The sequence below is a fragment of the Nocardioides nematodiphilus genome, assembly GCF_020216525.1.
Taxonomy (GTDB): domain Bacteria; phylum Actinomycetota; class Actinomycetes; order Propionibacteriales; family Nocardioidaceae; genus Nocardioides; species Nocardioides nematodiphilus.
Window position 1 is genome coordinate 133,629 of the sequence record NZ_JAIWOY010000001.1, and the last position, 12,126, is coordinate 145,754.

12 protein-coding genes are annotated in these 12,126 nt (G+C 67.4%); 5 read left to right on the forward strand and 7 right to left on the reverse strand.

What is annotated here, in order from left to right; translation table 11 throughout:
• Positions 1-7 precede the first annotated feature (7 nt).
• Positions 8-793: an endo alpha-1,4 polygalactosaminidase gene (locus KSO98_RS00695; protein ID WP_225282843.1), complete on the reverse strand. Its 786-nt coding sequence runs from the start codon at positions 791-793 to the stop codon at positions 8-10.
• Between the two features lie 26 nt (positions 794-819).
• On the opposite strand from KSO98_RS00695, the gene KSO98_RS00700 reads away from it, so the two are divergent.
• Positions 820-1,398, forward strand: coding sequence for a hypothetical protein (locus tag KSO98_RS00700; RefSeq protein WP_225282844.1), 579 nt, complete (start codon positions 820-822; stop codon positions 1,396-1,398).
• 184 nt (positions 1,399-1,582) lie between these two features.
• On the opposite strand, the gene KSO98_RS00705 is transcribed toward KSO98_RS00700, so the two are convergent.
• The 3 genes from KSO98_RS00705 to KSO98_RS00715 form a co-directional block, all read right to left on the reverse strand.
• Positions 1,583-2,725 carry an adenosylhomocysteinase gene (locus KSO98_RS00705; RefSeq protein WP_225282845.1) on the reverse strand — a complete coding sequence of 381 codons (1,143 nt, stop codon included), beginning with the start codon at positions 2,723-2,725 and terminating at the stop codon, positions 1,583-1,585.
• A 344-nt stretch (positions 2,726-3,069) separates the two neighbouring features.
• Positions 3,070-3,912 (reverse strand): hypothetical protein, encoded by an 843-nt coding sequence (locus KSO98_RS00710; protein ID WP_225282846.1) that lies wholly within the window; start codon positions 3,910-3,912, stop codon positions 3,070-3,072.
• Between the two features lie 76 nt (positions 3,913-3,988).
• Positions 3,989-4,924 carry a nuclease-related domain-containing protein gene (locus KSO98_RS00715; RefSeq protein WP_225282847.1) on the reverse strand — a complete coding sequence of 312 codons (936 nt, stop codon included), beginning with the start codon at positions 4,922-4,924 and terminating at the stop codon, positions 3,989-3,991.
• Positions 4,925-5,127: 203 nt separating this feature from the next.
• Here KSO98_RS00715 and KSO98_RS00720 point away from each other — a divergent pair, with 203 nt between their 5' ends.
• Together KSO98_RS00720 and KSO98_RS00725 are read left to right on the forward strand one after the other, a co-directional pair.
• Entirely contained in the window at positions 5,128-5,379 is a 252-nt protein-coding gene (locus KSO98_RS00720; RefSeq protein WP_225282848.1) for a helix-turn-helix domain-containing protein, read from the forward strand.
• Positions 5,379-6,341, forward strand: a complete 963-nt coding sequence (locus KSO98_RS00725) for a YDG/SRA domain-containing protein (RefSeq protein WP_225282849.1) — start codon at positions 5,379-5,381, stop codon at positions 6,339-6,341. The genes KSO98_RS00720 and KSO98_RS00725 overlap by 1 nt, the downstream gene beginning before the upstream one ends.
• 330 nt (positions 6,342-6,671) lie before the next feature.
• Here KSO98_RS00725 and KSO98_RS00730 read toward each other — a convergent pair whose 3' ends face one another.
• Together KSO98_RS00730 and nrdR are read right to left on the reverse strand one after the other, a co-directional pair.
• Complete coding sequence (locus tag KSO98_RS00730; RefSeq protein WP_225282850.1) at positions 6,672-9,542, reverse strand: vitamin B12-dependent ribonucleotide reductase; 2,871 nt, start codon at positions 9,540-9,542, stop codon at positions 6,672-6,674.
• A 135-nt stretch (positions 9,543-9,677) separates the two neighbouring features.
• Positions 9,678-10,142, reverse strand: coding sequence for a transcriptional regulator NrdR (gene nrdR / locus KSO98_RS00735; RefSeq protein WP_225282851.1), 465 nt, complete (start codon positions 10,140-10,142; stop codon positions 9,678-9,680).
• Positions 10,143-10,406: 264 nt separating this feature from the next.
• Here nrdR and KSO98_RS00740 point away from each other — a divergent pair, with 264 nt between their 5' ends.
• Positions 10,407-10,763: a hypothetical protein gene (locus KSO98_RS00740; protein WP_225282852.1), complete on the forward strand. Its 357-nt coding sequence runs from the start codon at positions 10,407-10,409 to the stop codon at positions 10,761-10,763.
• Here the strand turns inward: KSO98_RS00740 and KSO98_RS00745 are convergent.
• A complete protein-coding gene (locus tag KSO98_RS00745; RefSeq protein ID WP_225282853.1) occupies positions 10,705-11,091 on the reverse strand; it encodes a LysM peptidoglycan-binding domain-containing protein in 387 nt (128 codons plus the stop codon). The genes KSO98_RS00740 and KSO98_RS00745 overlap by 59 nt on opposite strands.
• Positions 11,092-11,315: 224 nt before the next feature.
• On the opposite strand from KSO98_RS00745, the gene lexA reads away from it, so the two are divergent.
• On the forward strand, positions 11,316-12,044 hold the full coding sequence (lexA, locus tag KSO98_RS00750) for a transcriptional repressor LexA (protein ID WP_225282854.1): 729 nt from the start codon (positions 11,316-11,318) through the stop codon (positions 12,042-12,044).
• The last annotated feature ends 82 nt before the right edge of the window (positions 12,045-12,126 follow it).

A 12,126-nucleotide genomic window follows, 5' to 3' on the forward strand; every position in this document is an offset into this window, starting at 1 on the left:
ACGAAGGTCAGGAGCACCAGCGGCGCACGCTGTCGGCGCTGAGGTCGCGATCGCGCAGCACCACGTTGAGCTGGTCGCCGTAGCGCCGACAGTCGGCGGCCAGGTCGCGGCGGCGGTACTCGACGGCGAGCACGGCGCGGCCGTAGTGCCTCCGGTACGCGTCGCACTCGTCGTAGCGCCCGCACTCCTCCGCGATCGCGAAGTCGTAGCCGACCCGGCGCCCGTCGAAGCCGGCGAGGTTCTTCTGCCCGGCGGCCAGCCCGACCCGGTGGGCGCCCCGGACGAGCGCGCGGGCGTACCGGACGGCGTCAGCGCGACGGAGCAGGCCGTGGGAACGGGTGAAGGAGTCGAGGTTGTCGAACTCGACCGCCTCGAAGCCGTGGCGGGCGCAGCCGGCCGTCCAGCGGTCGACGATCGCGGCGAGCCGGTGCCGCTTCCCCGCGGTGCCGATGTCGAGCAGCCACTCCTCCCAGGCGCTGTCCACGACCGGCCTTCCTCCGCGGTGCAGGACCAGGTCGTCGTGGCGGCGCCAGAAGCGCAGCTGGCTGGCCTGGGTCTGGAAGCCGTTGACGTAGCAGATGTTGTAGTGCCCGGGCAGCGGCGGCGCGGTGCGATCACGTACGACGATCCCGACATCGCTCGGCACGTCCCGTACGCCGCCGAGCTGGTAGTCGAAGCGGGTGCCGGTCGGCAGCGGGTCCACCGCCGCGGCCATGGCCGCGGCGTCGGCAAGGAACGACGCGGCGAGGACGGCGAGCACGACGATCAGCCGGGTGCGGAGGAGCGAACTCATCACGCGATCAACGCTAGCGTCGTCCCATGACCACCGGTGAGATGCCCGACGAGGCGACGCTCGATGCCTGGCAGTTCGACCTGAGCGGGCAGGAGCGGATCGACGCGTTCGGCAACCACGCCGCGACGATGGCGCCCGGTGTCTCCGGCCGCGCGGAGCTGCTGACCCTGCAGGCGGAGTTCCTGGCCCAGGCCGGGCGGCTCGAGGAGTCCCGTACGGTCTTCGCCGCGGCGCTCGAGGACGGCGGCTGGACCACGCTGCACCCCAAGATCGGGCTGCTGGAGATCGCGCTGACGCTCGGCGAGGAGGCGTCGGCCGACGAGTTGCTCGCCGACCTGCTGCAGCTCTATCGCGAGGAGCAGCTCATGCCCGACGCCTGCGTCGAGGTCGGCGAGGCGCTGGAGGAGGCGGGCCGGCTCAAGCAGGCCCACCGCTGGTTCACCATGCCGCTGCGCGAGATCGACCCCGAGGAGCTCGAGGACGGCGACTTCCTCCTGCTCGCCGGCCGCTACCGCGTCCGCCGCGCCCTGGGCCTGCCGATGGATGCCTTCGACGAGGAGACCGACGCGATGCGCGAGGACGCGGAGGACGACGAAGACGCCTGAGCCAGATTTCCTGCTCAGCACGGTGTGGCTCACCCGCTCGGACCATGGCACGACCGGAGCCCCATGACCACGTGGTCGGCACGGCTTCGCCGGAGCACGTCCGCGCCTTTGCCGACAGACGCCGGACGCCCCGGCCGGATCTCTCCGGCCGGGGCGCGATCGACGAGCAGACGGTGCTTGCTGGTTAGGCGCGCACTCCCGTACGGGCCGCGACGAACGCGGTCGCCACAGCACGGTCGATGTCCGACGGGACCGGCTGGACCCCGGGAGCCAGGCCCCCAGCGGCGACGGCAGCCAGCGAGCGGACCTGCAGGGTGAGCCCGAGGTCCATCGCCTCGATCGGATTACCGAGGGCGGCAGCGAGGTTGATCATGCGAGCACCGGCGAGTACGGCGACCCGGCGTCCGTCGGGGCGGCGATGGACGCGATGGTAGGCGGCCGAAGACTCGACGGGCCCGAGCAGGGCCTGGTCCAGCTCGTGGGGGAAGTGGCTCACACCGGCCACCACCACACCATCAGGGAGCAGGGCGACCTCAGCCTCACCGAGGACATCGCGCGCGCCGGTGGCCAAGAAGAGCAGGCTGGTAGCGGGCAGCGCGGCGGCCAGCGGTGAGACCTCGAACCCCTCCATCACCGCCTCCAGCGCACGATAGGGATCGATCTCGACGACAGTGACGCGGGCACTCAGCTGCCGCAGCGTCTGGGCGACGCCGCGACCGCACGGTCCGTAGCCCACCACGGTCGCACGAGAGCCCGGCAGCATCAGGTTGGTGGCGTTCATGAACCCCTGCACGACCGACTGACCGACGCCGTACCGGTTCTCCACCATCAGCTTGAGCTCGCCGTCATTGATCACCACCACGGGGAAGTCGGGCGGCGTCTGACGCGCGCGCAACACGTGCCCGCCGGTCGTTGTCTCCTCGGTGCCGCCGAGGAAGTGGTCTCCGTGGCCGCGGCGCAGGAGGGCCGTGGTGAGATCGCCGCCATTGTCCAGCAGCAGGTGTGGCTCGATCGCGAGCACGCGGTCGATCTGCGGTCCCTCGTCGTCGACGTCGGCATGGACGTTCACGCCCTCGGCCACCAAGGCAGTGACGGTGTCGGGTCGTGTCGACCCCGGTGACCCGGTCAATGCCACGGTGGCACCGTAACGCACGAGGAGTCGGCACATCACTGCGGTCTTGGGCTCGATATGCAGACAGATCGCGATCCGCAGACCGTCGAAGAGGTGACCGACCTCGGCGAAGGCGTCGTGCAAGAGCGGCATATGGCCGGCGACCCAGTCGACGCCGGGCGCGGGCAGGGCAGGGTGATCCAGGGCAGGGTGCATCTACGTGTCCGATCAGAAGTGGGATGGGTGACTACCAGCAGGAGCAGGGCTCGGACTACTGGTAGAGATCCGATCGGTACGAGTGGTCACCGAAGATCACCGTCGGCAGAGCCGACCCGGTGGACGCAACGGTGACCATGCCTCACAGCGTAGGCGATGGGCGGCGCCGGTGCTCCGGATGACGAGAGAACCCGGCCGCGTCCTGAGCAGTGCCCCCGCCTTCACGAGCAAGGCCCGCTGCGTCCCGGCGTGAACCGGATACCAGCGGGCCTGTCGTAGCTGGTGCCGGGCAGCTCCTCCCCGACGCGTGCCTCGAGGTCGGCGGGACGGACAGCTCGACTGACTCAGTCGACGTGGCAGAGGAACTCCGGGTCGGAGACAGCCGGCTGCGCGAGCGGAGTCGTCGTCTTGGCCCCACTCGTCACCGGCGCGCTGGTGTTCTCACCCAGGATCGAGAAGCGGTACGGCGACGCCAGGCTCAGCGACACCGGGACCGTTTTGCCGGGGACAAGGGTCGGCGACTTCCAGATCGCCTTCGGGATCCCGGACGAGTCGATCGCCGAGAACGTGATCGTGCCGGTAGCGCCGTCGGCCGACCCGTCGGCGAGACCAAGCAGGGCGTGAAACGACCGGCACCGTCCTGGCATCGTGACGCGATATTCAGCGCTGTCGCCGGCGTATTGGAACCAGCCCCCGGATGACCTTCCCGCGAGCGAGAATCCGACGTACTGGCTCCCGCTGCCAACGCTGTAATAGCTGCTGGATGGAAGTCCGACCCAGTGCCAGTAGTTCACTCGCCTCGCTCCACTCAGCGCTGAGTGCTTCCTCCCGCGATAACTGACGCGCACCCGGAAGGTGTACTCGCGCGACGTGTCCGCCTGCATCGGGAACCTCAGCGTTCCGTGGCCCTTCACCTTCATGCTCTTGAGCACGGTCCACTGGTTCACCGACTCGAAGCTGTATCCACCAGCTTTCTGATACTCGAGCGTCGCGGCAACAGCCTTCTTGGGCGACGGCACGTGCACATTGACCGAGTAGCGAGTGCCTTCAGTGACATCCAATGGGACGGAGACGCCAATGTGCTTTCCGGAGCGTGTCACCACGCCATCCTGCGCGTGAGCCTGGGCGACCCCCGAGAGGACCACTAATCCGACAACACCCGCAGCAAGGGCAGCACCGATCTTCATGCTCTGACGGTAAAGGCGATCGAACAGGCGCGGGTCAGAACGCCAAGGCTCACAGGAAGCCGGAGCATACAAGGGGTCAGCGCGGAGCCCGTACGTATCCCGAGGCGGCAGCATGGGCCGCGTCCAGGAAGCAGCGATCGGCCCGCGCCTTTGCGTAGTTGCTCGAGCTCACGTCCCGATAGACCCGCACGCCTGCTGCATTCGTCCACGCCTTCACCGCGTGATCCGGAGGGCAAGAGCCATCGGCCCGGGCAGGCATATCGCGAGCGGACGGGTCATTGCCCAGGATCTGAGCGACGATCGCGCCGCCCATCGTGATCGCCACGACCGAGACCATCAGTCCAACGAACGCAGGCACGCACCCACCCCGCCGACGACGAGGCTGCGGATGAGCTCGAGGCGCAACCGGGCGCGGTCGGGGCGCGGCGCGCTTCGGCGTCGGCGCCGAGACCCGCTCCGTCGCAGACCTCAGGGCGGCGTCGAGCTCCAAGGCGACCATCCGTCGTAGGTCGTCGCTCAGCACCGGCGCCCGCGAGGTGAGCATCTCTACGAGGTTGCTGGTTGAGCAGAGCATCGCGTCTCGCGCCCACCCAGCGATCGGCTCGTCGCGTACGAAGCACATGACGGGGTGGACTTGAAGCGGGCTGACGCTCCGTGCCAAGCCGCTTACCGCCATCGCCGCCTCAGCGGCGCCATGGACGGCCGTCTCGCGCGCACGACCGTTCTGCCGCAAGACATTATCGACGACAGTGATCGAACCTGTCCAATTCTTGGAGTCGATGACATAGATGCCAGGAGGCCCAACCGCGATGTGATCGACGTTCGCGAACTTCCGACCCGGCCAGCGCAGGTCGTGAAAGAGCGTCCACTGGTCCGCGGGCAAGCCAGCCAGCGCAGCCGCTGTAGCTTCCTCGCCCTCAGCACCGCGCTCGAACATCGCGGCAACCCGCGCCTGCCGCTCCGCCTTCTCGCGCAACCGCTTCGCCGATTCCCGCGCAGACTCACCAGCCATCGCAGACCTCCGGCATCGAAGGTAAACGCGCTTGTCGGGCCGTGGGGACAGAACGGCGAGGCTCACAGGAATTGGGGATACCCGCGTGTGCGACGCGTGCCGTTGCGTCGACCTGTCGCGACCCCAAGGTCGCACCTTCCCCTTGCCCCGAGAGGAACATTTATGTTCTCGCACGGCGCCCACAGACCGTCAAGGGTTTATGGGTGCCGAACACCAAGACCGGAACCCACCGGCCCCTGCCCCCAGAGACCGCGAAGGCACTGGCCCGCGCGCTGCGCCACCGTCGCGAATCGTCCCAACTTACACAGGAGGACGTCGCCTCTCGCGCTGGAGTTTCCGTCCAGATGGTCCGCCGTTTGGAAGCTGGCACAAGCAATCCCACGCTCGGCACCCTTCACGCAGTCACCACGGCACTCGACATCATGTGGACCGACCTCTTCATCGAGGTCGAGTAGTGCCCGGCTACTTCTTCGGCGAAGTCGCTGGCTATCCGGTCGGTGCTGAGTTCGCCGACCGCAAGGAAGCCATGCTTGCAGGCCTGCACGACAACTGGGTCCCAGGTATTTCTGGTCGGCCGAACATCGGCGCCGATTGCATAGCGGTCAATCGCGGCTACGTGGACGATGAGGATCACGGGGACTGGCTTCTCTACACCGGCGCCGGCGGGAACGACCCCTCGACCAAGCGGCAAATTTCCGATCAAGACATCCAGCACCGCCATAACGCAGCGTTGGTGTACTCCGAAGAGAATGGTCTGCCGGTGCGGGTCCTGCGCGGACCGAGGGGCGAAAAGCCGTTCGCGCCGAAGATCGGCTACCGCTACGACGGTCTATATAAGGTGATCCGACACTGGTCCGAGACCGGACGAGACGGGTTCCGCATCTGGCGATTTCACCTCGTCCGGCTCGCGCCCGACGAAGCGCGGCCGTGGACTCCTGACGACCAGACGCCTGCGGCCGTTCCGGCCTGGAGAACACCTCGGTTTGACTTTGCGGACACAGAAATCGCATATGAGCCCCCGAATGGAGCACCCGCGGGCAATGCCGAGCCAGAGCGCGCGACCGGCATCGTGCAGCGCATCGTTAGATCAAGCAAAGTCTCCCAACACGTCAAGGAGCTCTACAACCACACCTGCCAGATATGCGGTATCAAGCTCGACCTGCCCGTCGGCAGTTACAGCGAGGGCGCTCACATTCGGGGGCTTGGGGCGCCACACGATGGTCCCGACACGGTCGGCAACGTTCTATGCCTATGCCCCAACCACCACGTCCTCTTCGACAAGGGTGGGATCTTCCTCAGCGACGAACTAGTCGTGTACGACCACACCGGTAATAGTCGGGGTCGCCTCGAAGTTCACGCGTCGCACGCGATCAACATCGAATGCGTACGACATCACCGAACGCACCACGGATACTGACTGACGCCATCGTGCGAGTGAAGATGGTGCACCGTCCTCATTGACTCTCGGACTCGAACGATCGACTCAGGATTCAGCCCCATGCACGGAACCGGAGCACGAGGCCGACGAACTGATGGGGTCGGCTTCCCGCGCCGCCTATGGAGCACGGAGGCGAAAAGCGCGGCGGACCCGTGCTGAGCTGAGGTGGGTGCATCCTGCCCGCAGATTCTGCGGCCGTTCACCCTACGAGCACCGAGGGCCCCGGCCGGATCTCTCCGGACGGGGCCCTCGCGTGTATTCAGTGACTCAAGAAGTGACTACTCGAGCCACAAGAAGTGACCTCTCGACTCAGCTGCAGCCGCTGGTGGAGCCGCAGCCCTCGCAGACGTAGCAGGAGCCGGCGGGGCGCATCTTGGTGCCGCAGGTGAAGCAGAGCGGGCTGTCGACGGCCATGCCGGAGATCTGCTCGAGCAGCTCGGCGGTGGTGCGGGCGGTCTTGGTCTCCGCAACCGGGGCGGCGGGCGCCTCGGCGACGACCTCGACCTCCTCGACCTCCTCGACCTCGGGGGTCGCGATGAGCTCGGCGGCGCCGCCGGTCTCCTCGACCAGGTCGTAGGAGCCCGTCTCGAGGTAGCGCTGGCGCTCGTCGGCGGAGTAGATGCCCAGCGCGGCACGGTCCTCGAAGGACAGGTAGTCCAGCGCCAGGCGGCGGAAGATGTAGTCCATGATCGACTGCGCCATCCGCACGTCGGCGTCGTCGGTCAGACCGGCGGGCTCGAAGCGCAGGTTGGTGAACTTCGAGACGAAGGTCTCCAGCGGCACGCCGTACTGCAGGCCGATCGAGGTGGCGATCGAGAAGGCGTCCATCACGCCGGCCAGGGTCGAACCCTGCTTGCCGAGCTTCAGGAAGACCTCGCCGAGGGTGCCGTCCTCGTGCGCACCGGAGGTCATGTAGCCCTCCGCGCCGCCGACCGTGAAGGAGGTCGTCCGGGAGACGCGCGACTTCGGGAGGCGCTTGCGGGTCGGGGCGTAGACGACCTTCTCCACGACCTTCTCGACGACCTGGGCAGCAGCGGCGGCGTCGGCCTTGTCGGCCGCGTCCTTCTTCGCCTTGCCGCCACCGTCGGCCAGCGGCTGGCCGACCTTGCAGTTGTCGCGGTAGACGGCCGTCGCCTTGAGGCCGAGCTTCCAGGACTGCATGTAGATGTCCTCGATCTCCTCGACGGTCGCCGTCTCCGGCAGGTTGACCGTCTTCGAGATCGCGCCCGACAGGAAGGGCTGGCAGGCCGCCATCATCAGGACGTGGCCCATCGGCTTGAGGGCACGCGCACCCATCGCGGTGTCGAAGACCTCGTAGTGCTCCGGCTTGAGGCCCGGTGCGTCGACGACGTGACCGTGCTCGCCGATGTAGGCGACGATCGCCTCGATCTTCTCCTCGTCGTAGCCGAGCTTCTTCAGCGCCCGCGGGATCGTCTGGTTGACGATCTGCATCGAGCCGCCACCGACGAGCTTCTTGAACTTGACCAGCGAGAAGTCCGGCTCGATGCCGGTCGTGTCGCAGTCCATCATGAAGCCGATGGTGCCGGTCGGCGCGAGCACCGAGGCCTGGGCGTTGCGGAAGCCGTTGGTCTTGCCGAGCTCGACGACCTTGGCCCACTCCTCGGTGGCCAGCTTGTGCACCTGGGCGTCGGCGACGTGCAGCGGGCGCACCTCGTCGTTGGCGGCCTGGTGCTTGCGCATGACCTTCTGGTGCGCCTCGGCGTTGCGGGCGTAGCCGGCGTACGGGCCGACGATCGCGGCCAGCTCGGCCGAGCGACGGTACGAGGTGCCGGTCATCAGCGAGGTGATGGTCGCCGCCATCGCGCGGCCGCCCTCGGAGTCGTAGCCGAGACCCATCGCCATCAGCAGGGCGCCGAGGTTGGCGTAGCCGATGCCGAGCTGGCGGTAGTCGCGGGTGGTCTCGCCGATCGGGTCGGTCGGGAAGTCCGCGAAGCAGATGGAGATGTCCATCGCGGTGATGATGAACTCGACGGCCTTCGCGAAGAGCGGGGCGTCGAAGGTGTCGTCCTCCTTGAGGAACTTGAGCAGGTTGAGCGACGCCAGGTTGCAGGACGAGTTGTCCAGCGACATGTACTCCGAGCAGGGGTTGGACGCGGTGATGCGGCCGGTCTCGGGGTTGGTGTGCCAGGCGTTGATGGTGTCGTCGTACTGCAGACCGGGGTCGGCACAGGCCCAGGCGGCCTCGGAGATCTTGCGGAACAGCGAGCGGGCGTCGACGGTCTCGATGACCTCGCCGGTGGAGCGGGCGCGGAGACCGAACTCCTTGCCGTCCTCGACGGCGCGCATGAACTCGTCGGTGACGCGGACGGAGTTGTTGGCGTTCTGGTACTGCACGGACGTGATGTCCTTGCCGCCCAGGTCCATGTCGAAGCCGGCGTCGCGGAGGGCGCGGATCTTGTCCTCCTCGCGCCACTTCGTCTCGACGAACTCCTCGATGTCCGGGTGGTCGACGTCGAGGACGACCATCTTGGCCGCGCGACGCGTGGCGCCGCCCGACTTGATGGTGCCGGCCGAGGCGTCGGCGCCGCGCATGAAGGAGACCGGGCCCGAGGCGGTGCCGCCGGACTTCAACAGCTCCTTGGAGGAGCGGATGCGGGACAGGTTGAGGCCGGCGCCGGAGCCGCCCTTGAAGATGAAGCCCTCCTCCTTGTACCAGTTGAGGATGGAGTCCATCGAGTCATCGACCGAGAGGATGAAGCACGCCGAGACCTGCTGGGGAGAGGTCGTGCCGACGTTGAACCAGACCGGGGAGTTGAAGGAGAAGTACTGGTTGGCCAGCAGCCAGGTCAGCTCCTCCTCGAAGATCTGCGCGTCCTTGTCGCTGGCGAAGTAGCCGTGCTCCTTGCCGGCGGCCACGTACGTCAGGACGACGCGGTCGATCAGCTGCTTGAGACCGGTCTCGCGCTGCGGGGTGCCGACGGCACCGCGGAAGTACTTGGTCGTCACGATCGTGGAGGCGTTGACCGACCAGAAGTCGGGGTACTCGACGCCGCGCTGCTCGAAGACGGTTTCGCCGGTCTTCCAGTTGGTCTGGACGACGTCGCGCCGCTCCCAGGTGATCTGGTCGTACGGGTGCACGCCCTCGGTGCTGAACACCCGCTCGAGCTGGAGCCCCCCGGTGCGAGCCTTACGGCCCGAACCGCTCACCGTCTCGGTCATTGCCTTGTCCCCTTGTCGCAGAAATTTCATCGGTCTCTTCGGTCGAGCATGTGCTGCATCGCTGCTGCTGGTGGCCCGGACATGCACGCTTCCCCACGGCATGCCCGGGCTGTCTGTGGTGTTATCCCTGAAGTGTCAGCCGATAGGGCTGAGGTCACGCTCGGCGCGCAACTTGGCGATCTCGTCCTCGAAGTCGTCGGCCGACTCGAACTGTCGGTAGACCGACGCGAAGCGCAGGTACGCGACCTGGTCGAGCTTGCTCAGCGGCGCCAGGATCGCCAGGCCCACCTCGTGGGCCGGGACCTCGGCATAGCCGCTCGTACGGAGCGTGTTCTCGACCTCCTGGCCCAGGCAGGCCAGCTGGTCCTCGGTGACCGGTCGGCCCTTGCAGGCCTTGCGGACGCCGGCGACCGCCTTGTCGCGGTTGAACGGCTCGGTCGCGCCCGAGCGCTTGAGCACGGTGAGTTGCATCAGCTCGACGGTGGTGAACCGCTTCTCGCAGCCCTGGCACTGGCGACGACGACGGATCGAGCCGCCGTCCTCGGCCACCCGGGAGTCGAGGACCTTGGTGTCGGTGTGCCGGCAGTACGGGCAGTGCATCGCGGTCCTCCCGTCCTGGGGGTGTGGATCCCCCTGTGGAGGAAACCGGTTTGGCTGTGGAAAACGAGTCGTGACCTGTGCAACAAATCCGCTCAGGTGTGAACTAGATGTGGATAACTACATCCTTGTAACTACTAGATGTAGTGGTGACTCTATGCCCCGGCCGCAAGGCGTGCAAGTGCTTGCGCAAAGCTGGGCGTGCCGCCTCGGCGTGTCGCGCTCAGAGGGCGCGAAAGAGGCGCGTCTCAGGGGAGAATGTGACCCGTGGGGCAGGAGAACAGCGGCAAGCGCAAGGGTGCACGCAAGGGCGCTCGGCCGCCGCGACGGTTCCGCAGGGACGTCTTCGCGCTCGCGTCGGGCGTGACGATCGCCCTGATCGCGTGGGGCTACCTGGTCTTCGCGGCGATCGACTTCGGCAAGGATGCGCGCGACGGCGACGGGGCCGGGTGGGTCTTCCTGCTGCTCGCGGCGATCGGTGCCGCGGCGTGCCTCTTCGTGGCGCTGCTGCTCGGCGCGCGAGTGATCCGGGCGCTCAGTGGCGCGGCGCCCGGCCCCTCCGGCGTCAGTTCGGGATCCGGAGCGTCTGACCGGCCGACAGGCTCGCACCAGCGAGGCCATTGATCTTCTCGATGTGGTCGATCATCGATCGCACGTCGCCGTCGGCGCCGGCGGCCTCGGTGGCGAGATCCCACAGGGTGTCGCCGGGCGCGACGACGACCGAGTGGGTCGACTCCGGGGTGCCGGCGTGCAGTGCCGCACCCGCACCGTTGGAGATCAGCAGGCCCATGCCGAGGAGGACGAGCAGGCCGGCGACGAAGACGACCACCCGGCCGCGGCGGGTGAGCCGCACCGTCGAGCGAGGGCGCACCGGGCGCGGCGTCGGGCTGGCCGCCCGGACGGGGGCCGTACGCGTCGTCTCGAACAGCTGGTCGAGGGTCATCGTGCTCATGTCAGTCTCCTGGGGAAGGCGGGACCTGGTGTGTCCGGGACGATGTCTATCCGCGACCCCTGACAGTTTTGGCGAGCCAGCCGTCGGGGACCGTTCGATCAGACGTTCGATCGAACACATGAGCGACTGTAGAACATCCGTTCGAATCGATCAAGTGTTCGATTCCGACACGCCGATCGAACATCTGTTTGAATCCGCACCCCTGCAGCACTAGCGTGAGCGGCATGAGCGACAAGCAGGAGCCGAGCAATCTCGCCGAGCTGCCCGACGGCCCACCGGACGCGACCGGGCTGACCTATCGCCAGCAGCGCATCCTGGGTCACCTGCGTGACTGCATCGAGGCACGCGGCTACCCGCCGAGCATGCGCGAGATCGGCACCGCCGTCGGCCTGACGTCGACCAGCTCGGTCGCCCACCAGCTCAAGGTGCTGGAGCAGAAGGGGTTCATCAAGCGCGACCCCCACCGCCCCCGCGCCCTCGAGGTCTTCCTGCCCGAGGTGCTCAAGGCGCGCCGCGCGATCACCAACGTGGACGACTCGGTCGACTACGACGAGACCGGCATCGGCGACACCCGGCCGGCCGCCAAGTACGTACCGCTGGTCGGCACCATCGCCGCGGGCGCGCCGATCCTGGCCGAGGAGCAGACCGAGGCGGTCTTCCCGCTGCCGCGCGAGCTCGTCGGCGACGGCCAGCTCTTCCTGCTCAAGGTCAAGGGCGACTCGATGATCGAGGCCGCGATCTGCGACGGCGACTACATCGTCATCCAGCAGGCGCAGACGGCGAACAACGGCGACTTCGTGGCCGCGCTGCTCGACGGCGAGGCGACCGTCAAGGAGTTCCGTCGCAAGGACGGCAAGCTCTGGCTGCTCCCCCACAACTCGGCGCTGGAGCCGATCGACGGCACCCACGCCACGATCCTGGGCAAGGTCACCGCGGTCCTGCGCAGCCTGTGAAATGTCATGGAATAACCGCACGAAATATCCGGGAACATTTCAGGCGGGCCTCGGCTTAGGATCGATGGGATCGGGCACGCCC